The organism is Mesorhizobium australafricanum, from assembly GCF_033977265.1.
Taxonomy (GTDB): domain Bacteria; phylum Pseudomonadota; class Alphaproteobacteria; order Rhizobiales; family Rhizobiaceae; genus Mesorhizobium; species Mesorhizobium australafricanum.
Genome location: NZ_JAVIIT010000004.1, coordinates 391,479 through 415,414 on the forward strand (window position 1 = coordinate 391,479; position 23,936 = coordinate 415,414).

A 23,936-nucleotide genomic window follows, 5' to 3' on the forward strand; every position below is an offset into this window, starting at 1 on the left:
CTGAACCCATGGCCGCCGACATCACCGTCATCATTCCGGCAAGAAATGCCGCCGCAACGATCGGCGCGGCGCTGGCCAGCCTGATTCCCGACAGATCGCTTATCCGGGAGATCCTTGTGATCGACGACGGATCGAGCGACCGGACAGTCGCTGTCGCTGTGGAATGCGCGCAGCGCCACGGCTTGCGCATGGAAGTGGTAAGCGTGCGCTTGGACAGCGCTGGCGCCGCTCGCAACGTGGGAATCGAGCGGGCCAGCGGCGCATCCATCTTCTTTCTCGACGCCGATGACCAGGTGATGCCCGGAAGCCTTTCTCTGTTGCGCGCCGCGCTGGAAAGACAGAGCGGCGCCGGCCTTGCGATCGGGGCCAGCATAAGGCGCACGAAAGGCCGGCCGGACAAGCTCAAGACGCCGGATGGTTATGGCCCTGACAAGCGCCAGAACACGCGGCGGTACCTTCGCAACGAGCTATGGCCGATCGCCATGGGGAGCGCGCTGGTGGCAAAATGGGCGGCTGCCGACATCCGCTTTCCAGAGGCGATCCACCTTGACGAGGACACCTGCTACTGGACCGCCCTGCTCGCGCGCGCCGACGCGGTCACGATCGAGGCTCCGGTGCTCGTCTATCATCATGACGAGGAGCGAATGGCTCGGCGCTTCATCACCGCGCCGCGCGGGACCTTTCTGGCCATAGCGCGCGAATTGGACAGGCTGGCCACGGCCGGCGTCGAAAGGGATGCGCTGCAATGGCGAAAAGCCTGGATAGCGCAACGCATCGCGCGCCAGTTGATCAAGCACAGGATGTTCGCCGACGCCGCCGGCATGATGCGCGTGGTTCGCGCCCACAAGGAACTGGGCGGAAGCCGGAAGGCACTGCAATATCGCGCCAGGATCCATATCGGGCGGCTGACCGGGATCGGCGCGGGCGCGTCTCCAACGACGCACCCGGCAATGCCGCAACGAACACTGATCATCTGCCACGACCCGCCCTTTCCGCCGACATCCGGGGCCGATCTCCGCAATTTCGGCAATGCCGTCGCGGCTGCCGCGTTCGGCCCGGTCTGCCTCGCCTCCGTCGCGCCGTGGAATGGCGATGCACAACCCGTCGACCATGACATTCACGTGACCGCACTGACCACCGACTCCCAGAGGCAAGCCGCTTCGCTCGGCTGGCGGAGGATCAAGGGCGAGGCCCGTATTCCCCGGCCGGCGCTGACACGCCTCAAAACGCTGGTCCGGGATTTTCGGCCCGACACGATCGTCGTCGAAGGCGTTGCCCTGTTCAAGCTGCTTGAACCGTCGCGGCCACTGGTTCGGCAGCTCATTCTCGATATGCACAATGTCGAATCCGACCTTGCCGATCAGCTGCCGCGCAAGAGGAGCTGGAGGCCGCGTTTCTCAGGCGCCAGGGACCTCGAGCGTAGGGCCGCCGGCATCTGTGACAGGATCTGGGTCTGCTCGACCTCGGATCGCGAGCGGCTCAGGACACTCCTTTCAAAACCCGTGCCTATCGATGTCGTGCCTAACGGCATACCGCGGGCCGAGGGAATACCCAAGGTGCTGCCGCTACCGGCTGTCTCGGACGGATTCCCCGTCATCCTGCTTGTGGGCCATCTGGGTTACGAACCGAACATCGATGCCGCCGAACGGCTGGCCCGCACCATCCTGCCGCGCATCCGCGCGAGGCTGCCGGCGGCGAAGCTCGTTCTCGCCGGCCGTTCGCCCAAGCCACCGGTTCGCGCCCTGGCGGGACTGGATGGGGTCTGCCTGGTCGACAGCCCGGACGACGTCCGGCCACTGCTGGCCGGTGCGCATCTCTGCGTCATTCCGCTCGCCATGGGCGGCGGTACGCGGATCAAGATCCTCGAGGCCATGGCCTGGGGCATTCCCGTCATTGCCACGCCGCTGGCGGTGGAGGGTCTCGACCTGACCGCAGATGAAGAAGTGCTTTTGGCCGACAGCGATGAGGGACTGGCCGACATGGCTGTCGGGCTTTGTTCCGATCGCGCGCGAATAATGCGCTTGCGCGCCCGCGCTCATGACGTGGTTTGGGGCCGTTTCGGACCGCGGGCGATCCGCGACGCAGTGCGCCGGGGCCTGGGGCGGAACGATGCCGGAAGTTGACGGCTGTGCCCGGTGCCACGCAGTGTATGCGTATGATTCCGAAAATACTGCACCAGACGTGGAAGACCGACACCGTTCCGGCCCGCTACCATGCCTATGCCGAAAGCTGGAAGCGACATAATCCGGACTGGACGGTGATGTTCTGGAACGACCGGACTCTGCTCGAATTCGTCGCCAGCCACTACCCGGACTTCCTGCAGATCTTTTGCCGCTATGAACATGGCGTATTGCGCGCAGATGCGGGCCGCTACCTGCTTCTCCACCATTTCGGCGGAATTTACGCCGACATCGACTGCGAATGCGTCGCCCCCTTCGATCCGATCATGGGCGAGGACCGGATCGTGTTCTGCAAGGAGCCGGAGACGCACGCGCGAGTGCAGGCGGACTTCCGAGGGCTGCCGTACCTTCTGTTCAACGGGACCATGGCAAGCCCGCCAGGACATCCGTACTGGCTGCATTTGATATCGTTCCTGCCGGGATTGGTGCATGCAAGGCAAGCAATCGACTCGACGGGACCTTGTGTTCTTACCTCCGTGCAACTTGGCTATCATGACCGGGCGGCCTTCGCGCTCCATCCGGCTGAATTGTTCTCCCCCATCGACTCGGACGGCACGCCGGCCGGCGGCGACAGCATTACCCTGTCGATCCATCACTGGGCCGGGACGTGGTGGACGCGCGAGAAGCCGCCGCGATTGCGGCACAAGCTGCGCAAGCTGTTCCATCAGGCTCGGCACCGCATGACGCGCGGCAACGTTCTCGACGAGGAAGCCGCCCGGCAGAGCGTCAGCCAAGCCGCGGTCGCGGCACCGCCGCCAGCAGGAACCAACGTGACAATACTCGTTCCGTTGCGCGACGCGGCGCAACACATCGAGCCGTTTCTCGCTGGAGTGCGGCAGCTCGACTATCCAAAAGATAAGATCAGGCTCGTCTTCTGCGAAGGCGACAGCTCGGACGGCAGCTGGGAACGGTTGCAGGCCGCGGCTGCAGCACTCGGTCAGGAATATCGCGGGATTGAGCTGCTGCAGAGACCGCTCGGCACCAGCCTCGACCGAGACCGACGGGCAAACCGGAAACGGCAGCGCGAAAGGCGCAGCGGGATCGCCAAGGTGCGCAACCATCTGATCGACCACGGGCTGAACGAGGACGACGACTGGGCGTTGTGGATCGACATCGACGTCTGGCGGTTTCCCGGGGATGTCGTCACCCGTCTGATCGCGACCGGACATCGCATTGTCGTGCCGCACTGTGTGAAGGTGGCGGGCGGCGACAGTTTCGACCTCAACAGCTTCGTGACGGTGCGACACAAGAAAGACCACAACTACTTCCGTCACGTGCATGGCGGCCTTTATCAGCCTCCCCGGCATGCACAGGAACGGCTGCATCTGAGTGACGTCCGCCACCTCGAAAGGATCGGCCTCGACGGCGTCGGCGGAACCATGCTCCTGGTCGATGCCGCCCTGCATCGCGGCGGCCTTCGCTTCCCGGAAATCCCCTACCGCGAGCTGATCGAGACGGAGGGTTTCGGCGCCTTGGCCAGCGACCTGGGAATCAGGCCGATCGGGCTGCCCAAGCTGGAAATCCTGCATGTGCCGTGGTGAATGGCCCTGAGGCGGGATGGATCAGCGATCGCGAGCGGCCCTCCTGCGCCGTAGTCGTGTGCGCAGGAACGATACGGGGCATCGGGGCCCCTCGGGTCAGGCGAGGCGCCGTCTTATGCCTTTCCGGCACTTACGAAAGAACCGCGCCTTCACCGGGCTCAGTCGTGCAGATCCCGCGAAATCGCAGGCCCAATTGTGAAGCCGGAAAATGCCACCTCAAAACCCTCGCGCTGCGGCGAGCAGCACATCATGCCGACATCGACCGTTTTCGAGACCGGGAAATAGGCCAGCCGCACCGGCTTCCAGTGGCCGTCCGAGGCGTCCAGATACTGGATGCGGATCGCCTCGGCGTGACGGGTCAGGCGGATCCTGACGCCGTCCTTGCCGGCGGCAATGGCGACCAGGGACCAGTCGGAGGTGTCGTTGGTGACGACGACGGAAAAGTAGGCCAGCCCGTCGGTGTATTCGATGCCGGCCTTGATCCAGTGCGTTTCACTGAGGCGCAGCATAAGCCCCGCCTGATCGTAGAGCACCTTGTAGTCGCCCTTGACGGTGACCTCGGCGCTGAAATCACCCTCGACGGCACGGTAGAGGAAATGGCCGTTGTCGCGCCAGAAGCCATAGAAGGTCTCACGCCAGAAGTCGGTTTCCTTGGCCGTCCGGACGGTGAGCGTCCCGTCGCCGAACGCATGGTGCGGCGGCGGGTTGAGCCATGTCATATCGGCAAGGCCAGGCGTCATCGATACCGCCCCCCGGATTAGATTAGCCGGCAAAGGTATAGGCTGTCTTCACCGTGGTGTAGAATTCCATCGCGTAGCGTCCCTGCTCGCGCGGACCGTAGCTCGAGCCCTTGCGGCCGCCGAACGGCACGTGGAAGTCGACGCCTGCCGTCGGCAGGTTGACCATCACCATGCCGGCTTCGGAGTTGCGCTTGAAATGGGTCGCGTGCTTGAGGCTGGTCGTGCAGATGCCCGAGGTCAGGCCGAACGGCGTGTCGTTGGCGACGGCCAGCGCCTCGTCATAGTCCTTGACGCGGATGACGTTGGCGACGGGGCCAAAAATCTCCTCGCGCGAGATGCGCATGGCATTGGTCGAGCCGAGGAACAGCGCCGGCCTGAGATAGAAGCCGGGCGTCTCGCGTTCCAGCCGCTCGCCGCCGAAGGCGAGCTCGGCGCCTTCCTGGCGGCCGATGGCGATGTAATCCTCATCCTGCTTGAGCTGGCTCTGGTCGACGACCGGGCCGATCTGCGTCTTGGCATCGAGCGCATCGCCGATGACGAGCTTGTCCAGGCGCTCCTTCATGGCGTCGACGAAACGGTCGTGGATGCCATCGGTGACGATCAGGCGTGAGGACGCCGTGCAGCGCTGTCCGGTCGAGAAATAGGCGCCGTTGATCGCGCAATCGACGGCCGTGCCAAGATCCGCGTCATCGAGCACGACGAGCGGGTTCTTGCCGCCCATTTCGAGCTGGAACTTGCGCATATGCTCGACGCTTGCGGCGGCGACGCGCTTGCCCGTGCCGACCGAACCGGTAAACGAGATGGCGTTGATGTCGGGGCTGTCGAGCATCGCCTGGCCGACCACCGAGCCCTTGCCCATGACGAGGTTGAGCACGCCCTTGGGCAGGCCGGCGCGGTGCAGGATATCGACTATGGTCCAGGCGCTTTCGGGAACGAGCTCCGCCGGCTTGAAGACGATTGTGTTGCCATAGGCGAGCGCCGGGGCGATCTTCCAGGCGGGAATGGCGATCGGGAAATTCCAAGGCGTGATGAGGCCGACGACGCCGACGCCCTCGCGGGTCATCTCGACGCCGACGCCTGGCCGAACGCTCGGCACCATCTCGCCCGACAGGCGCAGCGTCTCGCCGGCGAAGAAATCGAAGAGCTGCGCCGCGCGGATCGTCTCACCGACGCCTTCGGCCAGCGTCTTGCCCTCCTCGCGAGCCAGCGAGCGGCCGATCTCGTCCTTGCGCGCCATGATCTCGTCGGAGGTTTTCTTCAGCACCGCGTGACGGGCCAGAGGGCCGGAGCGCGACCAGGCCGGAAAGGCCGCCTTGGCGGCCGCGATGGCCTGCTTTGCTTCTTCCGGCCCAGCGGAAGCGTATTCGCCGAGGACATCGTTGGTGTTGGACGGATTGACGTTGCGCGAGCCGGCCTCGCCAAGCCACTCGCCGTCGATCAGGTTCTTACGCAGCACGGTCATGTTGTTTCCTTCGAGAGATTGTGTCGCGGCGACAATGCGCCGATCAATTGTCAGACAAATGATATACGCATTGCCCGCCGAAAGGTCCACCCGGGAGGTTTTGATAAACCTAGGTGTGCGGCGGTGGAAGTCCATCGACCTCGCGCGCGACCACCTGTCACGACATCGACGCCGATGGCGGCGCCCTCAGACGGAAAACGACCAGAACAGGCAGGCGAGCGTAACCGCGCCGAAGACGACAAAGAACAGGCTCCTGAGCAACACATTTCGGCGAAGATCATTCATGGTGACATGCGCCGCCACGATTGCCGCGACAAACAGGAAGCGCCAGTTGAGAAGCGCCCAAAGCGCGCTGCCCTGGCCGAAAGCCCACCGGGCGAGAAGCGAGCCGACAATGGTCGCGAAGAGCATGATCGTCGCCCAGAAGACGGCGTCGGCGGCATGGGTCAGCACGATGCCGGCGGCGCGGATGGGCAGGATCATCATCAGCATGGCGCCGAAGAAATAGATGGCGGCGACGGCAAGGAAGGAGCCGGCGTCGGCAATGCCGTCGAGGCGCTTCACGCCGTACGCACCATAGGGATAGCCGTGCCTCGCCACGGCCAATGACAGCGCCATCAGCAAGGCGCTCAAAACCGTGATCAGTGCGAATGTGCCGAGGGCCTTGCTCATGCCTTTTCCTGTCGAGACGAATCAACAGGAGTTTAGCAGAGCAAGGCCCTCAAAAATCGCAATTCACCGCTCGACATTCTCGAAGCGTCAGGGCCTCCCCGCTGCCGAGACGAGATCGGCTTTGCGCCGCGCCGTCTCCAGCCCGACCGCGATGAAGCGGCGCGCATGGCGCGCAAGCTCCATATTGTCGGTCCACAAATTGCGCCAGATCGCCGTCTTCCTCGACAGGTTCTCGTCGACGATCTCGGAGGAGAAGGATTCGAAGCTGAGATCGTCGCCATAGCCGATGGCGGTCAGCGCATCGAAGATCGCGGCGAAGTCGATGCTGCCGGTGCCGAGGAAGCCGCGATGGCTCTCGCCGATATGGACATAGCCGATCTTCTTCGCGGCATGGCGAATGGCCAGCCCGACATCGGCCTCCTCGATGTTCATGTGGAAGGTGTCGAGATGCAGGAAGATGTTGTCGGAGCCGGTGTCCTCGATGAAAGCCAGTCCCTGCGCGGCGGTATTGAGTAGGTTGCTCTCGAAGCGATTGACGATTTCGAGATTGAGCGTGACACCGGCGGCCTTGGCGGTTTCCGCCACCCTGGCAAGCGTCGCGGCGCTGCGGTTCCACTGGTCGCGCGTCGGCGGCTCGGTCTGCAGGCCGTGGCCGGTCGAGAGGATGCCGCCGACCTTGCTGCCGCCGAGGTCGCGGGTGAGCGCCACCGTCCTGTTGAGGATCTCGACCCCGCGCGCGGCGACCGCCTTGTCGGGGCTGGAAATGTCGCCGTCGGCCGGCAGGCCGATGCTGATCGCAACGCCAAGACCGTGATCGACGATTTCTTTGGCCAGCCTGCCGATATCGACATCGGCCGGGTCGAGATAGGAAAACTCGATCAGGTCGAAACCGGCCTCCCTGGTATTGGCCAGCGTGCGCTGGATATCCGCCTGCGCGGAGCTCGCCGACCAGACGAATGAATGGATTCCAATGCGCGACATACTCGTCTCCGTCTGATGGACCGGTCCCTACCTCCTGGAAAGGGAGCGCGGCCAGCCATGCCGGCCGCACTCCCGTGGTTCGATCAGCGAGCTGCCGTCCAGCCCTTGTAGTCCTTGAGGTTCTCGGCGGTGATCAGCTTGGGGTCGAGCAGGACGACCGGCTCGGCAGGCTTCTTGCCTGCCAGCACATCGGCCGCCATCTGCAGCGACTGGCCGGCCATGACATAGGGATCCTGCGAGGCGGAGGCCTTGATCATCGAGGTGCCGGTGGCGAACTCCTTCTCGATGTCGGGGGCGCCGTCGACCGCGGTGAAGATGAATTCCGAGCGGTTGAGCTGCTTGGCGGCAAGTTGTGCGCCGATCGCCGTCGGGTCGTTGATGGCGAACACCGCGTCGATCTTGTCGAAGCGGGTGAGCAGCGACTGGAACACTTTCAGGCCGCCGTCGCGCGAGCCCTCGGCGTTCTGGTCGTCGGACAGGACCTTGATGTCGGCATGCTGCGCAAGCACGTTCTTGCAGCCCTTGACGCGCTCCAGGATCGACGACGAGGCCGGGCCGTTGAGGATGACGTAGTTGCCTTTGCCGCCGGTGTGGTCGACCAGGTACTGGCAGGCTTCCTCGCCTGCCTTGACGTTGTTGGTCATCACGGTGACGTCGGCGCCCGGCGCCGAGACGTCGAAGGCGGCGACGACGATGCCGGCCGCCTGCGCCTTCTTGACCGCGGGCGCGATCGCCTTGGCATCGACGGCGTTCAGCATGATGACGTCGACCCCGGCGGCGATGAAGGAATCGATCTGCGAGACCTGCTTGTTGAGGTCGTAGTCGGCCGAGACCGACGTCACCTCGACCTTGGGATTGATTTTCTTGGCCGCATCCTCGATGCCCTTGATGGTGGCGACGAAGAAGGGATTGCCGAGCAGGCCGACCGAGATGCCGACCTTGTTGAGGTCCTTGGCGGATGCCGGCGCTATGGCGAGGCTTGCGAGGGCTGCGCCGCAGAGCAGTTTGGCGATGGTCTTCATTTTACTTGCTTCCTCCGATTGCCCCGCGCCTCTCACGGTGCGTTACACACAATCCGACCTGTCAGGCCGGCGACCGAGGTCAATCACGTTCTTGCTCCGGCCTGGAGCCGGTAACGGTCGAGGGCGACCGCCACGATGATGACCAATCCCTTGATGATGTACTGCCAGATGTCCGAGACACCGGCCAAAATGAGCCCGTTGGAGAGCACCGCGATGATCAGGCCGCCGATCAGCGTGCCCCAGATCGAGCCGACGCCGCCGACGAAGCTGGTGCCGCCGAGAATGACCGCGGCGATGGCATCGAGCTCGTAGGACTGGCCGAGTTGCAGGCCGTTGGCGGCGTAGAGCCTGGCCGCCGACATCACGCCGCCGAGGCCCGCGAGCAGGCCAGACACGCCATAGACGAAGAGCAGCACCAGCGGCACCTTGATGCCGGTGAGGCGCGCCGCCTCGGCATTGCCGCCCACGGCATAGATCCAGGTGCCGAGCACGGTGCGCCTGAGCACCAGCCAGGACAGCACCACCACCGCCAGCGCGATGATGACAAGCCACGGAATGCCGAACAGCGAGCCGTTGCCGATGAAATCGAAGGGCAGGTCGGAATTGAACACCGTCGTGTCCTCGCCGAGCAGGCGGGCGACGCCGCGCACGGCGGTGAGCGAGCCCAGCGTGACGATGAAGGGCGGCAGCCTGATATAGGCGACAAGCAGCCCGTTGATGACGCCAAAGCCGAGACCGAGCAGAATGGCGGCCGGAATGCCGAGCATGCCCCAGTCCGGCACCAGCGACACCATCACCGCGACCATCGCCGAGGCGGCGAGGATCGAGCCGACGGAGAGGTCGATGCCGCCGGTGAGGATGACGAAGGTCATGCCGGCGGCGAGCACGATGTTGATCGACGACTGCTGGCTGACAATGAGCAGGTTGGTGCCGGTTAGGAAGCGCGGGTTGATGAACTGGAAGCCAACGGCAAGCAGGACCAGAACCGGCAGCATGCCGAGCGCGGCGAAGGCCGTGCGCAGCCGCCGGCTCCTGACCGCCGCGTGATCCGCTGCTTTTGTCACAGTTGAGCTGTCGGTCATCGCTGAGCCGCTCCCGTCGCAAGTTCCATGATCTCTTCCTGACGAAGCGGCTTGCCCTCTGACGCCGTCACCTCGCCGGCGATGGCGCCGTCGCGCATCACCAGCACGCGATCGGCCACGCCGATCACTTCCGGCAACTCGCTGGAGATCATCAGGATGGCGATGCCCCTGCTGGCGAGACTGTCGATCAGCCGGTAGATCTCCGACTTGGCGCCGACGTCAACGCCACGTGTCGGCTCGTCGAGGATGACGACCTTTGGCTCGGTCTCCAGCAGGCGGGCGAGCAGCACCTTCTGCTGGTTGCCGCCCGACAGCGAGCCTGCATTGGCCTGCGCCGAATGGGTGCGGATGGACAAGTCGGCAATGGCTTTTGCCGCGCGCCTCTCGGCGGCTGTGAAGTCACGAAAGCCGCCGGCGCGCGCATCCTTCGCCAGAACGCCCATATTGATGTTGTCCGTGATCGACATGTCGAGGAACAGGCCGAGTTCCTTGCGGTCCTCGGTGAGATAGGCGATGCCGGCGTCGAGCGCCTCGCGCGGCGAGGCGATGGCGAGCGGCTTGCCGTCGAGCTTCAGCTCACCTTTGGTGCGGCGGTCGGCGCCGAAGATCAGCCTGGCAAGCTCGGTGCGGCCGGAACCGACCAGCCCGGCCAGCGCCAGCACTTCGCCGTGGTGGAGGTCGAAAGAGCAATCCTTCAGCAACCCGCCATCCGACATGTCGCGCACCGACAGCGCCACCCGGCGTTGGCTGTCCGGCGGCCGGTGATCCTTCTTGTAGAAGGCCGAGAGATCGCGGCCGACCATCATCGAGACCAGGCGCGTGGCATTGAGATCAGCGCGCTCCAGCGTGCCGACATAGCCGCTGTCGCGCAGCACGCTGACGCGGTCGGCGAGCTGATAGACCTCTTCCATGCGGTGGCTAATGTAGATGATGGCGATGCCTTGCGCCTTCAGCGTCGCGATCACCTCGAACAGGCGGTCGGTCTCGCGCGAGGTCAATGAGGTGGTCGGCTCGTCCATGACGATGATGCGGGCGCTGGTCGATAGCGCGCGGGCGATCTCGACCAGTTGACGCTCGCCGAGCGACAGGCTGGAGACCAAGGCGCGCGCCGAGAAGGAGACGCCGAGCCGCTCGATGATCTCCCTGGCGCGCCGGTTGCACTGGTCGCGGTCGACGATGCCGAACCTGCGCGGCTCATTGCCGAGGAAGATGTTCTGCGCCACCGTAAGGTTCGGCGCCAGCGACAGCTCCTGGTAGATGACGGCGATGCCATGGGCGCGGGCTTTGATCGGATCGCCGGTGGCGACCGGCGCGCCGTCGATCAGGATCTCGCCGCCTGCATCCGGCCGATAGGCGCCGGACAGAACCTTCATCAGCGTCGACTTGCCGGCGCCGTTCTCGCCCATCAGCGCATGCAGCTCGCCGGCATTGACGGTGAGCGACACGTCCTGCAGGGCGCGGGCGGGACCGAAGGTCTTGGAGATGTGACGCATCTCCAGCACCGGCCTTTGCATCGTAGCAGTGCCGGCGACGGCGTTCATTGTCTCCCTCCCGCCGCGGCGCCGGCGATGCCGCTCTCGGCAATGAAGCCGCGCCAGTGGTCGCGGTAGCCGGCCAGGCCTTTGAAGCCCGCGGCGCGGACCGGTTCGGGCGTGTCGGCGGCGAACTCGCGGCCGACGGTCTCGAAAGCGAGCGCGGCCGCGCCCGAGGCGCTGCCTTCCAGCGTGGCGCCCTGCATGAAGGACTGGCCGGGGCGCAGCGTGGCCAGGAGGCCGGCAAGCAGGCCGCCAGCGTTCAGTCCGCCGTCGACGATGACGGTGTTGCTTGACTGGATCAGATCGAGCGACAGATCGATCATCAGCGCCACATAAAGCAGCGCCACGGCCGCGCGTTGCTCGGCATCGGAGACTTGCCCGACGATCTCGCCCGTGCGACCCGGCATCGGTCCACCCGGGGCAAAGCTCGGCAGGGCCATGATGCGGGCATCGATCGCGCGCTGTATCGAGGCTGGCGCGATCGCGCCTTGCCAGTTGCCGCTGATCGCGGCGAATTCGCGCCCGCCCATGAAGCGAATGGTCGGCACCGGGCCGCCATCGACATCGACATTGACAAGCATGTCGCGATGGCGGTCGAGCGCGTCGAGCGGACAGTCCGGATTGAGCACGATCACCCAGGTGCCCGTCGACACCACGGTGAGCGGCCCAAGGTCCTGCCGCCGATAGCCATGGAGCGCGGCGTTGCTGTCATGGACGCCGTTATGGATGGCGACCGGCCCGCCGGCCCCGCCAAAACGCCGCTCTCCGATGACGGCGCCGGCGCGCGCGAAGGCCGGCATGCGGCCGCGCCAGCCCTCGGCGTCGACCAGCGAGGAGAAATCGCGCTTGCGTGGCGCCCATAGATGCGAGTGGCAGCCGAGATAGGAGACTTCCGAAACGGCGCGGCCGCCGAAGCGCCAGCTCCAATATTGCGGATAGCCGAGGATCGCCTTCGCCGCCGAGAAGGCGCCCGGCTCCACTTCCTTCAGCCACAGCATGTGGCGGCCATAGTTGAAGCCGAGCGGCAGGCGCGGCGAGAAGGTCTCGGCGAAATCGGGAATGCGGCGATCGATCCGCACGGCGATCTCGGCCGGCGGTTCCTGTTCATAGTCGAGGATCGGATGCGTCAGCGTCGTATCGCCGACCAGCGCGAAGGTGCAGCCATGGCCGGACACCATCAGGCCTTCGATGCCGTGGGCCTCCGCGGCCTCGTTGACGGCTTGCAGCGCCCAGTCACGCAGCGCCGCCTCGTCAAGCACACTGAGACCGCCTTTGCGTATCCAGTCGGGCTTCGTGCGCCGTTCATCGATGATGCGCCCGTCTTGGCTGAAGACGAACAGCTTCGAATTGGTCTTGCCGAAATCGAGCACCGCCACCTTCACTGGACGGCTCCCGAGGACGGAGCGATGCGCACGGTGACACCGGCGTCCTCCAGCATGCGCGCGTCTACATCGGACAAGCCGTCATCGGTCACCAACGTGCCGATGCGCGACAGCGGCAGCGCGACGTTGCGGGCGTGGATCGACAGCTTGCGGCTGTCGGCCAGCACCACGATCTGGTCGGCGCAGAAGCTGAGGTCGACGATCGAGCGCACTAGCAGCGGATGCGATTCCAGCACGCCCTCGTGGCCAAGGCCCTGTGCGCCGAGAAAGAATTTCGAGGCATAGAAAGGCACGGCCTGGGTAAGCGAATGGATGATGCCGGGCTCTCGATGTAGATCGCCGCCGGCGATGGTCAGGCTGCAATGGCCATGGTCGCCGAGATAGGCCGCGAGCGGCATGGAATTGGTGAAGAGGCGGATGTTGCGGTCGGCAAGCCTGACGCCGAGATGGAAGCAAGTCGAGCCGCCATGGACGATGACGGCATCGCCGTCGCGCACCATGGTGGCGGCGACAGCGGCGATCTGCCGTTTGGCATCGACCGCCAGATCGCGGTTCTCGTCATAGGGTCTGGCATAGGCGACGTCGGCCTGCGAGGCGCCGTCGAGCGCCGAGATGCCGCCATAGACCTTCCTGGCCTCGCCGGCCTCGTCGATCTTGTCGATGTCGCGCCTGACCGTCGCCGCCGAAACGCCAAGCCGCTCCTGCAGCTCGCGCACGGAGGCGAACGGGCGATCCCGCAAGAGTTCGACGATCTGACGCTGGCGGCCGGAGTCGCTCAACCTTTCCTCCTCAAATGCCAATTTTTATGGCAATTGGTGCAACTTACTCAACGCCAGACGGATTGCAAGCCAGTTTTGATGATACTAGATCACTATTGACGCAGATCGCTCGCGTCTGCGATATCAGCGCCAATCATTCCCCGCGATGCGAGATCGTGTGGGACCGAGCCGTAGGAGGAAGATCGCCATGGCGACCCAAGTTGATGCGCGGGAACTGGCCGCTTTGCGGGCGCTTTCGGCCGCTATCGGCGCCAATCCGCATCTGACCCAGGCGGCCGGCGGCAACACATCGCTGAAAGCCGGCGACACGCTGTGGATCAAGGCCTCCGGTACATGGCTGAAGGACGCGCTGGCCGACGACATCATGGTGCCGGTGGCGATGGTGCCGCTTGTCGAGGCGGTCGAACGACGCGATCCGCGCGCCGACAAGCCGCAGGCATTCGCGATCGAGGCTCTCAATCCGCGTGGCTTGCGCCCGTCGATCGAGACCACCGTGCACGCGCTAATGCCGCAGCGCGTGGTGCTGCATGTCCACTGCGTCGACACGATCTCACTCGCCGTCCAGGCCGATTGCGAGACCGAGGCCGGACGGCGTCTCCAGGGCATCGCGTGGGCCTATGTTCCCTATCGCCGGCCAGGTTTGCCGCTTGCCCAGGGCATTGCCGAGCGCCTCCGGCCCGGGATCGACGTGCTGATCCTCGGCAATCACGGACTGGTCGTCGCGGCGGAGACCGTTGCCGGCGCAGAGCGCCTGCTGCACCGGGTCAGATCGTTGCTGGCGCGCCCGGCGCGGCAGGCGGCGAACCCGGACATCGCGGCGCTGACGGCGCTCGCCGGCGACAGCGGCTACCGATTGCCGGCGGATGTCGAGATGCATGCGGTCGCGCTCGATGCGGACAGTTGCCGCATGGCCGAAGCCGGCAGCCTCTATCCGGACCATGTCATCTTTCTCGGCCGGGGTTCGGTGGTGGCAAGGCCCGGCGAGCAGGTTGGTGACGTCACAGCCAGACTGGGCGTCAACCCGGTCGCGATCCTCTTTCCCGGCGCCGGCGTCCTGATGCGCGGCGATGCCGGCTCCGGCGCGGACGCCATGCAACGCTGTCTTGCCGACGTGACCGCTCGGATCGACATCACGGCGCGACTGAACTATCTCACCGCCGCCGAGAATGACGAGCTGATCAACTGGGATGCCGAGCAGTATCGCCAGAAACTCAACGCCGCGGGTTAGGCGCGTGACGTCGCTTGCCATCGGTATAGATCTCGGCACCTCCGGGTCGCGCGCCGTCGCGATGCGTCCGGACTTTTCCATCGCCGCACACGCCGCCGTGCCGCTCGAGCGCTTCGGCGCGAACGGCCGCGATCCCGCCGTCTGGTGGGCCGCGGTCGAAGCGGCGCTGAGGGAGCTTCTCTCGCAAATCGACCGCAACGCGGTGCGGGCGATCGCAGCCGACGGCACGTCGGGCACCTTGCTGCCCGTGGATGGCGCCGGACGGCCGCTAGCCGAACCGCTGATGTACAACGACAAGGTTCCGGACGACGCCATCCTCAGCGCGATCGCCGGCACGGCGCCGGAAGCGAGCGCCGCGCATGGGGCGACATCCGGCCTTGCCAAGGCGCTCTGGTTTCAGCGGTTGCCCGGCGTCCATGCCGTGCTGCACCAGGCCGACTGGGTCGCCGGACAATTCTCGGGCCGCTTTGACGTCAGCGACGAGAACAACAGCTTGAAGACCGGCTACGATGCCGAGGCGCGCCGCTGGCCGGAGTGGATCGCGGCGACCGGCATGCGCATGGAGCTTTTGCCCGCCGTCGTCAGGCCGGGCAGCGCGACCGGCGGGCTCACGGCTGCCGCAGCCGACCTGTTCGGGTTGCCACGCGACGTCACGATGGTTGCCGGCACCACGGATGGCTGCGCCTCTTTCCTGGCGACGGGTGCGGCGGCCGCCGGCGACGGCGTCACCGCGCTTGGATCGTCGCTGACCATCAAGATCCTGTCCGACCGGCCGATCTCGGCGCCGCGATACGGCATCTACAGTCATCGACTTGGCGATGCCTGGCTGGCGGGCGGCGCATCGAACACCGGCGGGAAGGTGCTCGCCCGGCATTTTTCGCTCGCGCGCATCATCGAGCTCAGTGCGACGATCGATTCCGCGACGGAGATCGGTCTCGATTATTATCCGCTCGGCTCGCCCGGCGAGCGCTTTCCCATTGCCGATCCGGCGCTGCAGCCGCGGCTTCTGCCCCGACCGCAATCCGACGCCGATTATCTGAAGGCGATGCTGGAAGGCATCGCGGCCATCGAGACGCTCGGCTACCAGAGGCTTGCCGAACTCGGCGCGCCCCGGCTGACATCCGTCCGAAGCGTCGGCGGCGGTGCCGCCAATGCCGCCTGGACCGCGATCCGACGGCGCAAGCTCGGCGTCGATTTCCTGCAGGCGCTCTCCGACGAGGCCGCCGCCGGCACGGCAAGGCTGGCGCTGACGGGCGCGAACGAGGCGGGGCAGCTGTGAGCGCGAAGCACGCTATGCATCTCGACGAGATCGGCGCGCTCGCGGAGCGGTACCGCGTGTTCCTGCTCGACCAGTTCGGCGTGCTGCATGATGGGCAGCAGCCCTATCCCGGCGCGGTCGAAGCCCTGTCGGCGCTGAAGCGGGCCGGCAAGACGGTGGCGCTGATCTCGAATTCCGGCAAGCGGGCGGAGCCCAACGAACAACGGCTGCTGAGGCTTGGTTTCGAAGCGGGAAGCTGGGATCATTTCGTCTCATCCGGCGAAGTAGCCTGGCGCCTTTTCAGGGACATGGCGCGCGAAGGCACTCTGCGGGCCGGCACAAGATGCCTGCTGATCAGTCGCGATGACGACCGTTCAGCGATCGAGGACCTGCCCCTGACCCTGACCGAGCGCGGCGATGACGCCGAACTGGTGCTGATCACGGCCAGCGAAGGCGACCGCTACGACCTCGATCACTATCGCGGGCTTCTCGGCCCGGCGGTGGCAAGGAAGGTGCCGTGCTTCTGCACCAACCCGGATCGGATCATGCTGACCGCAATCGGACCGCGCTTCGGCGCCGGCAAGATTGCCGATGTCTATGAACACCTCGGCGGCAGCGTCACCCGTATCGGCAAGCCCTATCCGGCGATCTACCATGCGGCGTTGTCGCTTGCTGGAAATCCGACGCGCGGCGACGTGATCTGCGTCGGCGACAGTGTCGAGCACGATATCGCCGGCGGCAACGCCGCCGGCGTGGCGACCGCCCTGGTGCTGTCGGGGATATTGGCCGACAGCGGCGACCTTGCCGGACTCTTTCAAGAGCTTGGCGCCTGGCCTGACTATACCCTGGACGCCTTCCGCTGGCGCTGACCTAATTTATGCGGTCACCGCTCTTGGGATTGAACAGGTGCAGCGCCCCCGGATCGGCGGCGAGACGGATGGTGTCGCCCGGTTTCACATCGGCGCGACCCATGACGAAAACGCAGATCTGCTGGTTGGCCAGCCTGACATAGAACTGCGTCGACAGGCCGAGCGGCTCGACCACCTCGACTTCGGCCTTCAGCGCGCCATCGTCGACAAGCTTGATATGCTCGGGCCGCAGTCCGATGGTCAGGTCATCGCCATCCTCCAGCGGCAGACCATCCGGCAATCTCAGCTTCTGTCCATCGGCGAGCACGGCGTCCGCCTTGCCGCCCTTGGCGACTTTCGCCGGCAAAAAGTTCATGCCCGGCGAGCCGATGAAACCTGCGACGAAAGTGTTGGCCGGCCGGTCGTAGAGCTCCAGCGGGTGGCCGACCTGCTGGACATAGCCGTCATGCATGACGACGATGCGGTCGGCCATGGTCATCGCCTCGACCTGATCATGCGTGACATAGACCGATGTGGTCTTGAGCTGCTGGTGCAGTGCCTTGATCTCGGCGCGCATATGGACGCGCAGCTTGGCGTCGAGATTGGAGAGCGGCTCGTCGAACAGGAACACTTTCGGGTCGCGCACGATGGCGCGCCCCATGGCCACGCGCTGGCGCTGGCCGCCGGAAAGCTGGCGCGGCAGGCGGCCGAGATAGCTGTCGAGGCCGAGGCGCTTGGCAGCCGCGCCCACCCTTCCCTCGATCGTCGCCTTCTCGGCCTTCTTCAGCATCAGGCTGAAGCCCATGTTCGAGGAGACATCCATATGCGGGTAGAGCGCGTAGGACTGGAACACCATGGCGATGTCGCGGTCCTTGGGCGCGACGTCGTTGACGAGGCGCTCGCCGATATGGATCTCACCGCCGGTGACCTCTTCGAGGCCGGCGATCATGCGCAGCAGCGTGGACTTGCCGCAGCCGGACGGGCCGACCAGCACGACGAACTCGCCATCGGCGATCTCGAGATCGACGCCATGCAGGATGCGCAGCGAGCCGTAATCCTTCTCGACGTTTTGCAGCGTGACGGAAGCCATCTTTTATCCTTTGACCGCGCCGGCGGTGAGGCCGGTGACGAGATAGCGTTGCAGGAAGGCGAAGAAGATGCAGACCGGGATCAGCGCCAGGATCGAGGCCGCCATCATCTGCCCCCAGTCGACGGCGAACTTGCCGATGAAGGTGAGCAGGCCGACGGCGAAGGTCTTCTGCTCGTCGCTGGAGATCAGCATCAGCGCGAACAGCAATTCGCTCCAGGCGGCGGTGAAGACGAAGCCGAGCGTAGCCCCCATGCCGGGCAAGGTCAGCGGCACGATGACCCTGCGCATGGCTTGCGCGCGGGTGCAGCCGTCGATCATCGCCGCCTCCTCCAAATCCTTCGGGATGCCGTCGAAGAAGGATTGCATGAGGAAGGTGGCGAAGGCGGTGTTGAAGGCGGTGTAGATGATGATCAGGCCGATCAGGCTGTTGGTCAGGCCGATATCGCCCATGATGCGGTAGATCGGCGGGATGACCATAACCAGCGGGAAGGTCTGTGTCAGCAGCAGCAGAATGGCTAAAGTTGCCTTGCCGCGGAAGGTGAAGCGCGACATGGCGTAGCCGGCGAGCGCGGCGATGACGGTGACAAACGCCGCCGTCGACACCGAGACGATGACGCTGTTCAGGAAATAGCGCGGGAAGTCGGAGGCCTCGAGCACGGTGGCGAAATTCTGAAAAGTCGTCTGCGACGGCCAGAAGGTGATGCCTTCGGAATAGAGCAGGCGCTCGGGCGTCACCGAGATCTTCAGCGTCCAGAAGATCGGAAACAGCGCGAAGATCATATAGGCGGCGATCGCCGTGTAGAGACCGATGCCGCCGAGAAGACGTGAGGAGGTGGAGCGACCGGCGATCATCAGACATGCCTCACAAGCGTGCGGCGGATGGCGATCAGCCCGATGGCGTAGGCAATGAGCAGCACCAGAAGCAGCACCGCGACGGCCGAGGCATAGCCTTTGTCGAGCGACTTGAAGGCGCTGACATAGATGTAGACCGGCACCGTGCTGGTCGAGCCGGCCGGCCCGCCCTCGGTCATGACGAAGATCAGATCGGCGAAGGTGGCGATCCAGATCGTGCGCAGCATGACGGTGATGACGATGGTCGGCGCCAGGAAAGGCAGCGTCACCTTGGTGAAGCGCTGCCAGGGCGAGGCGCCGTCGATGGCCGCCGCCTCATGCAACTCGGACGGGATCGACTTCAGCGCCGCAAGCAGCGTGATGGCGAAGAACGGGATGCCGAACCAGATGTTGGCGACGATCGGCCCCCACATGGCGGTGGCCGGGTCGGACAGCACATTGGTCGGTTCGGCCTTGAGGCCAAGCGCGAACAGCCAGTGCGGCAGCGGCCCGATGATCGGGTTGAACAGCCAGGCCCAGGTGAGGCCCGAGAGAAAGGACGGCACCGCCCAGGGCAGGAAGACAACCGCCTGCACGACCTTGCGGCCGTAGAACGGCTTGTCGAGCAGCAGCGCCAGGCCGAGGCCAAGGAAGAACTGGAAGAACAGACTGGCGACCGTCCACCACAGCGTGTTGATCAGCGCCTGGCCGAGCACCTGATCGGAGAGCATCGCCTGGTACTGGCCGAGGCCGACATATTCCGATTTGAAGGCCGAGAATTTGCGGAATGAATAGCTGATGCCGATGATCAGCGGCACCAAAAGCACCACGACCAGCAGGACGATAGCCGGCGAAAGATAGAGCCACGGCTCGATCGCGGCCTTGCTCAGCCGCTGCTTGCGCGGCCGGGCGGCTGATCGGATTTCGGACACTGCATAGGTCATACGGTGCTCGCGATGGAGGGTTGGTGCCGGGGACGGCGACAGCGCCCTTCTCCCCGTTCACGGGGAGAAGATGCCGGCAGGCAGATGAGGGGCGGCGCGAACTTCCGGAAAGTGTGGCGCTGCCCCTCATCCGGCCCTTCGGGCCACCTTCTCCCCGTGAACGGGGAGAAGGAAAAGCCCGCGCTTACTTCTTATTTTTCGCCAGCCAGGCCTGCTGCTCCTTCGTCAGGAACGCTGCCCATTCGTCCGCCACCTGCTTGGCCGGCTTCTGGCCGAGCAGCACTTCCTGGAAGTTCTTGATCGCCACCTGGTCGACGAAATTGCCGAGGTTTTCCAGATGCGTCGGCGGCGTCACCATTTCATATTTGGAGCTGTCGCTGAGTTCGGTGAACCAGCCCTTGAACTGCTCGGTCTTGAAGTGCGCATCCTGGTCGGCGCCGTTGTGGATCGGCACGACACCGACTTCCTTGGCCCATTCCAGATTGTCCTTGGGCGACAGCAGCGTCGCCATCAGCTTCCAGGCCTCGTCCTTGTGCTGCGAGTTGGCGAACATCGCCCAACCGGCATAGCCCAGCGTCGGATAGGATTTGCCGCTGGGGCCTACCGGCAGCGGCGCGACGGCAAAGTCGTCGGCGCTCATCTTGTCGGCGATGCCGAGCAGCGCGTCCGGATCCTGGTTGAGCATGGCGCAGGTGCCGGAATAGAACCCGGTCACCGTTTCGTTGAAGCCCCAGCTCACGGCGTCCTTCGGCGCCAGGCCGTTCTTGTACATGTCGGCCAGCATCTGCAGGCCCTTGACCGAACCTTCGTCATTGATGGTCGAGGTGCCGTCTTCGTTGAAGTAGCCGCCCTTGCCGTCGGCGATGTTCATGAACATGTGCATGCCGTTGAAGGCGCCGGGGCCGCCGCGCAGGCAGTAGCCGTATTTGCCGGGGATGGCCGAGATCTTCTTGGAGAAGTCGACGAACTCGTCCAGCGTTGCCGGCGGGCGATCGAGGCCAGCTTCCTTGAACAGCTTCTTGTTCCAGAACAGCGCGTTCACATAATAGCCATAAGGGATCATGAACTGCGTGTTGTTGACGGTCGAGCCGAACTGCTTGGCGCGGTCGCCCAGCGTCTTGGCGTCATCCCATTTGGCCATGTAGGGGCCGAGATCCTCGAGCTGGGCGTTGTTGGCGTAAAGGCCCATCCAGCGTTCCGGCATCTCGACGACGTCGGGCGTGTCGCCGGCCTGCACCATGGTGAGGAATTTTTCGAAGGCCTGGCCCCAGGGCAGCGAGACCACTTCCACCTTGATGCCGGGATTGGCCGTCTCGAATTCGGCGATCTGCTTCTTCAGGAATTCGGTGCGCGGCGGGCTGGTGATGACTTCGACCAGCTTGATGGTGGTGTCGGCCAGCGCGCCGCCGGCGGAAATCGCCAGGCCGGCGACGGCGGCAAGCATGAAGGTCAGTCTTTTCATCTTCAGGACTCCCATTTTTTGACCAGTCATTTTTTTGACTTGTCGAAGGCCTGGGCTATGTCGGCCCAGAGATCCTCGACATTTTCCAATCCGACATTGAAGCGGATGGTTCGGGGGCTGACGCCGAAGCGCGCCATCGAATTGATGCCCGGCGTCTGCTCGAGCGAGGCCTTTGCCGGCACGACAAGGCTTTCATGGCCGCCCCAGCTGACGCCGATGCGGAACAGCTTCAGCGCATCGACGAAGGCCGGAATGTCGACATCCTCGGTGACCTCGAAGGAGAACAGCCCTGCATAGCCGGCAAGCGTCTTCTTGCCGGGATGGTTGGAGTAGACGGGGTGGTTGACCCGCTCGACCTTGCCATGCGCCTTCAGCCGCTCGGCGATGACAAGCCCGCTCTTCATGTGATGCGGCAAGCGCAGCGGCAGCGTGCGAAGGCCGCGCAGCAGCAACCAGCCTTCGAAGGGCGAGAGCTTGGCGCCAAGCTGGGAATAGGTCTGCTCGTTGATGTGCTTGATGTGGGCGGCCGAACCGGCCACCACTCCGGCGACGGTGTCGCTGTGGCCGCCCAGATATTTGGAAGCCGAGTGCAGCACAAGGTCGACGCCGTGTGTGATCGGCTTCTGGAACACCGGCGAGGCCCAGGAATTGTCGATGGTGGTGACGATGCCCTGCTCTTTCGCCAGCCTGGCGAGATGCGCGATATCCTGCAGCTCGAACATCATCGAGGTTGGGCTTTCGAGGTAGAGCAGCCTTGCGCCGGGGAGTGCCGCGGCCACCGCGTCAGGATCGGAGCCGTCGACATAGTCGACCTTGATTTGCAACCGCGGGAACAGCCGCTCGAACAGCCGGTAAGCGTCGCCGTAGCAATTGCGCACGGCGACGATGCGCTCGCCGGCGCCGACGAAGGCGAGCAGCGTGGCGCTGATCGCCGCCATGCCGCTTGAGAAGCCGCGTGCGGCCTCGGCGCCTTCGAGCGCCGCCACGCGCGCCTCGAACTCCATCACCGTCGGGTTGTCGCCGCGCGAATAGATCGGCTGCTTTCTCCTGCCGGCAAAGGTGTCGGCCATGTCGGCGTAACTGGCGAAGGTGAACAGCGAGGTCTGGTAGATCGGCGGCACCACCGCGCCGCCGGGGAACGGATCGTCATGCGCCAGAAGCGTCGCGGCCTCGCCGAGATAGTCGCTGGCCAGGGAGGCCGGGTCGAAGGTGTTGGGCTGCTCGTTCATTTGCGGTCCGAAAGTTTGAGGTTGGCGGCGCCGCGCTTCAGATCGTCCTCGACGGTGGCGATGAGTTTCAGCGCCTCGGCGCGAGCGCCCTCAGGGTCATGCGCGGCGATGCAGTCGAAGATGGTGCGGTGATAGGGGAAGCTTGCGTGGCCGAAGTCGCGCACGCCGAGCGGATGCTCCCAGAAGCGGTGGAACAGCTCATGCATGGCGGCGATGATCTGCTCGAACAGCGGATTGCCCGAAGCGCGGTAGACCGCCTGGTGGAACTCCCAGTCCTCCTCCGAGGACATGCCGGCGCGGGTTCGGAAGGCTTCTTCCATGATGTCGAGCTTGCGCTCGATCTCGGCGATCTCGGCCTTGCCGGCGCGGATGGCGCAAAGCGCCGCGGCCTCGGCCTCAAGCGCGCGGCGGATCTCCAGCGTGCGCATCAGGCCGGTGAAATCGTTGCCGCCGGCCAATGTCAGCGGCATGTGCAGCATGTCGGGTGAGACCGCCGCCTTGAGGTAAGTGCCGCTGCCCTGCCGCCGCTCGACGAGCCCCAAGCCTTCCCAGCGCGTCAGCGCCTCGCGCACAGTGTTGCGGCTGACCTTGAGGCGTTCGGCGAGGATGCGCTCGGTCGGCAGCTTCTCGCCGGGGCCCAGCGCTTCCTGCCGCACGAACCCCGCCAACGCCTTCAGCACCGCGTCATCGCGGGCTGTCGTCTGGATGGGGGGCAGGAAGTCGGTCACGCCGGCTGAGCCTAAAGTGGTTCAATGGTCCAACCAATTCTGCACAGGTGGCACGACGTGTCAACAGTCGAAAAGAGGCAGGGCCGAACGGCGAGGATACGCGCCATTCGGCCCTGTCGTTTCAGGCGCGCTGCCGGCGCCAAGGACGCCAAGGAAGGGCATCGCTGGCGCAACCCGCTCGGCGCCACAAGGATGGCTCATTCGCCGAGTGGTAAGCCGGCGAGTTTATGCCAGGGTGATGACTTACAGCACCGCAGGAAGAGGCTGGATCGCGGCGAGGCCGGCTTCGGTCAGCGCGTAGATGCCGCGCTCGGCCCTGGCGAACCAGCCATAGTAGTTGTGCAGAAGGATGCTGGCGGCGCGCGGCGAAAGGGCCTTGAGGTCGCGTGGCCGCTTCGGGCCGTCGGCCATGGCAGCGGCGCAAGCCAGAGCCTCCTGCCGGTAGGCGGTCATGATCGGCTTCCTGCGCGTGCTGCCGCCGATCGACGGATCGCCCTTGCGGCGATGATGTTCCTCGACCAGGCGCGAGCGCCGGCGCGGGTCGCGGCGCGGCGGCAAGGCGGCGGGACTGAGCAGCAGCTCCACCTCGCCCTTTTTGCCGACACCCAAGAGGCCAAAACCGAGACGGCGGCACAGCGCGCGGAAGCGGCGGTCGTGCTCGCGACCTTTGCCGCGCGCGGACATATAGGCGGCCAGCCAGACCTCGTCGCAGGCCGCCGCGCGGTCGACGGCTTGCAGGACGAGCTCGAGATTGAACTGCAGCTTCAGCTCGCAGATGACGACAACCGGCGGTTCGCCCGCGCGCACGCCGACCACGTCGCAGCCGCCGATCTCGCCCTTGACGGCGAAATCCATACTCTCGAGGAACCGCTTCACCGGTTCGTAGAGGGATGTTTCCTGCATGGGAGAGGCATAGCCGATTCGCGGCTATGCGACACAGCG

Annotated in this window: 21 protein-coding genes; 5 read left to right on the forward strand and 16 right to left on the reverse strand. The window is 65.1% G+C overall.

What is annotated here, in order from left to right; all coding sequences use genetic code 11:
* The first annotated feature begins 8 nt into the window (after window positions 1-8).
* Together RFM98_RS11065 and RFM98_RS11070 are read left to right on the forward strand one after the other, a co-directional pair.
* Entirely contained in the window at window positions 9-2,123 is a 2,115-nt protein-coding gene (locus RFM98_RS11065) for a glycosyltransferase (protein WP_320308895.1), read from the forward strand.
* A gap of 26 nt (window positions 2,124-2,149) precedes the next feature.
* Window positions 2,150-3,721, forward strand: a complete 1,572-nt coding sequence (locus RFM98_RS11070) for a glycosyltransferase (RefSeq protein ID WP_320308896.1) — start codon at window positions 2,150-2,152, stop codon at window positions 3,719-3,721.
* A gap of 158 nt (window positions 3,722-3,879) precedes the next feature.
* On the opposite strand, the gene RFM98_RS11075 is transcribed toward RFM98_RS11070, so the two are convergent.
* The 9 genes from RFM98_RS11075 to RFM98_RS11115 form a co-directional block, all read right to left on the reverse strand.
* Window positions 3,880-4,461, reverse strand: coding sequence for a DUF1349 domain-containing protein (locus RFM98_RS11075; RefSeq protein ID WP_320308897.1), 582 nt, complete (start codon window positions 4,459-4,461; stop codon window positions 3,880-3,882).
* 22 nt (window positions 4,462-4,483) lie between these two features.
* Window positions 4,484-5,923, reverse strand: a complete 1,440-nt coding sequence (locus RFM98_RS11080) for an aldehyde dehydrogenase family protein (protein ID WP_320308898.1) — start codon at window positions 5,921-5,923, stop codon at window positions 4,484-4,486.
* Window positions 5,924-6,109: 186 nt separating this feature from the next.
* Complete coding sequence (locus RFM98_RS11085) at window positions 6,110-6,595, reverse strand: hypothetical protein (protein WP_320308899.1); 486 nt, start codon at window positions 6,593-6,595, stop codon at window positions 6,110-6,112.
* A gap of 87 nt (window positions 6,596-6,682) precedes the next feature.
* Entirely contained in the window at window positions 6,683-7,576 is an 894-nt protein-coding gene (locus RFM98_RS11090; RefSeq protein WP_320308900.1) for a sugar phosphate isomerase/epimerase family protein, read from the reverse strand.
* Between the two features lie 83 nt (window positions 7,577-7,659).
* Window positions 7,660-8,598, reverse strand: coding sequence for an ABC transporter substrate-binding protein (locus RFM98_RS11095; RefSeq protein ID WP_320308901.1), 939 nt, complete (start codon window positions 8,596-8,598; stop codon window positions 7,660-7,662).
* Window positions 8,599-8,681: 83 nt separating this feature from the next.
* A complete protein-coding gene (locus RFM98_RS11100; protein ID WP_320308902.1) occupies window positions 8,682-9,680 on the reverse strand; it encodes an ABC transporter permease subunit in 999 nt (332 codons plus the stop codon).
* The gene (locus tag RFM98_RS11105) at window positions 9,677-11,221 is read right to left on the reverse strand and encodes a sugar ABC transporter ATP-binding protein (protein WP_320308903.1); all 1,545 of its coding nucleotides are present in this window, start codon (window positions 11,219-11,221) and stop codon (window positions 9,677-9,679) included. Before RFM98_RS11105 ends, RFM98_RS11100 begins: the two co-directional genes overlap by 4 nt.
* Complete coding sequence (locus RFM98_RS11110; protein ID WP_320308904.1) at window positions 11,218-12,597, reverse strand: FGGY-family carbohydrate kinase; 1,380 nt, start codon at window positions 12,595-12,597, stop codon at window positions 11,218-11,220. Before RFM98_RS11110 ends, RFM98_RS11105 begins: the two co-directional genes overlap by 4 nt.
* Complete coding sequence (locus RFM98_RS11115; protein WP_320308905.1) at window positions 12,594-13,376, reverse strand: DeoR/GlpR family DNA-binding transcription regulator; 783 nt, start codon at window positions 13,374-13,376, stop codon at window positions 12,594-12,596. Before RFM98_RS11115 ends, RFM98_RS11110 begins: the two co-directional genes overlap by 4 nt.
* Window positions 13,377-13,563: 187 nt before the next feature.
* On the opposite strand from RFM98_RS11115, the gene RFM98_RS11120 reads away from it, so the two are divergent.
* From RFM98_RS11120 to RFM98_RS11130, 3 genes are read left to right on the forward strand one after another with little or no spacing between them, the layout of a single operon-like run.
* On the forward strand, window positions 13,564-14,604 hold the full coding sequence (locus RFM98_RS11120; protein WP_320308906.1) for a class II aldolase/adducin family protein: 1,041 nt from the start codon (window positions 13,564-13,566) through the stop codon (window positions 14,602-14,604).
* Window positions 14,564-15,883 carry an FGGY-family carbohydrate kinase gene (locus RFM98_RS11125; protein ID WP_430682289.1) on the forward strand — a complete coding sequence of 440 codons (1,320 nt, stop codon included), beginning with the start codon at window positions 14,564-14,566 and terminating at the stop codon, window positions 15,881-15,883. Before RFM98_RS11120 ends, RFM98_RS11125 begins: the two co-directional genes overlap by 41 nt.
* Window positions 15,880-16,731 (forward strand): TIGR01459 family HAD-type hydrolase, encoded by an 852-nt coding sequence (locus tag RFM98_RS11130; protein ID WP_320308908.1) that lies wholly within the window; start codon window positions 15,880-15,882, stop codon window positions 16,729-16,731. The genes RFM98_RS11125 and RFM98_RS11130 overlap by 4 nt, the downstream gene beginning before the upstream one ends.
* Window position 16,732: 1 nt before the next feature.
* Here RFM98_RS11130 and RFM98_RS11135 read toward each other — a convergent pair whose 3' ends face one another.
* From RFM98_RS11135 to RFM98_RS11165, 7 genes are all read right to left on the reverse strand, one after another.
* The gene (locus tag RFM98_RS11135) at window positions 16,733-17,800 is read right to left on the reverse strand and encodes an ABC transporter ATP-binding protein (RefSeq protein WP_320308909.1); all 1,068 of its coding nucleotides are present in this window, start codon (window positions 17,798-17,800) and stop codon (window positions 16,733-16,735) included.
* Between the two features lie 3 nt (window positions 17,801-17,803).
* Entirely contained in the window at window positions 17,804-18,652 is an 849-nt protein-coding gene (locus RFM98_RS11140) for a carbohydrate ABC transporter permease (protein WP_320308910.1), read from the reverse strand.
* A complete protein-coding gene (locus RFM98_RS11145) occupies window positions 18,652-19,575 on the reverse strand; it encodes a carbohydrate ABC transporter permease (protein WP_320308911.1) in 924 nt (307 codons plus the stop codon). The genes RFM98_RS11140 and RFM98_RS11145 overlap by 1 nt, the downstream gene beginning before the upstream one ends.
* A 184-nt stretch (window positions 19,576-19,759) precedes the next feature.
* Window positions 19,760-21,037: an ABC transporter substrate-binding protein gene (locus RFM98_RS11150; protein ID WP_320308912.1), complete on the reverse strand. Its 1,278-nt coding sequence runs from the start codon at window positions 21,035-21,037 to the stop codon at window positions 19,760-19,762.
* Between the two features lie 26 nt (window positions 21,038-21,063).
* Window positions 21,064-22,266, reverse strand: a complete 1,203-nt coding sequence (locus tag RFM98_RS11155) for a PLP-dependent transferase (protein WP_320308913.1) — start codon at window positions 22,264-22,266, stop codon at window positions 21,064-21,066.
* Entirely contained in the window at window positions 22,263-22,994 is a 732-nt protein-coding gene (locus RFM98_RS11160) for a FadR/GntR family transcriptional regulator (RefSeq protein ID WP_320308914.1), read from the reverse strand. Before RFM98_RS11160 ends, RFM98_RS11155 begins: the two co-directional genes overlap by 4 nt.
* A gap of 243 nt (window positions 22,995-23,237) precedes the next feature.
* Window positions 23,238-23,897, reverse strand: a complete 660-nt coding sequence (locus RFM98_RS11165; RefSeq protein ID WP_320308915.1) for a DUF2161 domain-containing phosphodiesterase — start codon at window positions 23,895-23,897, stop codon at window positions 23,238-23,240.
* Window positions 23,898-23,936 lie beyond the last annotated feature (39 nt).

What these genes read in the sequence shown, in the direction of transcription:
- RFM98_RS11065 (WP_320308895.1), top strand. Translation starts at nt 9, where the DNA reads ATGGCCGCCGACATCACCGTCATCATTCCGGCAAGAAATGCCGCCGCA.
- RFM98_RS11070 (WP_320308896.1), top strand. Translation starts at nt 2,150, where the DNA reads ATGCGTATGATTCCGAAAATACTGCACCAGACGTGGAAGACCGACACC.
- RFM98_RS11075 (WP_320308897.1), bottom strand. Translation starts at nt 4,461, where the DNA reads ATGACGCCTGGCCTTGCCGATATGACATGGCTCAACCCGCCGCCGCAC.
- RFM98_RS11080 (WP_320308898.1), bottom strand. Translation starts at nt 5,923, where the DNA reads ATGACCGTGCTGCGTAAGAACCTGATCGACGGCGAGTGGCTTGGCGAG.
- RFM98_RS11085 (WP_320308899.1), bottom strand. Translation starts at nt 6,595, where the DNA reads ATGAGCAAGGCCCTCGGCACATTCGCACTGATCACGGTTTTGAGCGCC.
- RFM98_RS11090 (WP_320308900.1), bottom strand. Translation starts at nt 7,576, where the DNA reads ATGTCGCGCATTGGAATCCATTCATTCGTCTGGTCGGCGAGCTCCGCG.
- RFM98_RS11095 (WP_320308901.1), bottom strand. Translation starts at nt 8,598, where the DNA reads ATGAAGACCATCGCCAAACTGCTCTGCGGCGCAGCCCTCGCAAGCCTC.
- RFM98_RS11100 (WP_320308902.1), bottom strand. Translation starts at nt 9,680, where the DNA reads ATGACCGACAGCTCAACTGTGACAAAAGCAGCGGATCACGCGGCGGTC.
- RFM98_RS11105 (WP_320308903.1), bottom strand. Translation starts at nt 11,221, where the DNA reads ATGAACGCCGTCGCCGGCACTGCTACGATGCAAAGGCCGGTGCTGGAG.
- RFM98_RS11120 (WP_320308906.1), top strand. Translation starts at nt 13,564, where the DNA reads ATGGCGACCCAAGTTGATGCGCGGGAACTGGCCGCTTTGCGGGCGCTT.
- RFM98_RS11125 (WP_430682289.1), top strand. Translation starts at nt 14,564, where the DNA reads ATGCCGAGCAGTATCGCCAGAAACTCAACGCCGCGGGTTAGGCGCGTG.
- RFM98_RS11135 (WP_320308909.1), bottom strand. Translation starts at nt 17,800, where the DNA reads ATGGCTTCCGTCACGCTGCAAAACGTCGAGAAGGATTACGGCTCGCTG.
- RFM98_RS11140 (WP_320308910.1), bottom strand. Translation starts at nt 18,652, where the DNA reads ATGATCGCCGGTCGCTCCACCTCCTCACGTCTTCTCGGCGGCATCGGT.
- RFM98_RS11145 (WP_320308911.1), bottom strand. Translation starts at nt 19,575, where the DNA reads ATGACCTATGCAGTGTCCGAAATCCGATCAGCCGCCCGGCCGCGCAAG.
- RFM98_RS11150 (WP_320308912.1), bottom strand. Translation starts at nt 21,037, where the DNA reads ATGAAAAGACTGACCTTCATGCTTGCCGCCGTCGCCGGCCTGGCGATT.
- RFM98_RS11155 (WP_320308913.1), bottom strand. Translation starts at nt 22,266, where the DNA reads ATGAACGAGCAGCCCAACACCTTCGACCCGGCCTCCCTGGCCAGCGAC.
- RFM98_RS11165 (WP_320308915.1), bottom strand. Translation starts at nt 23,897, where the DNA reads ATGCAGGAAACATCCCTCTACGAACCGGTGAAGCGGTTCCTCGAGAGT.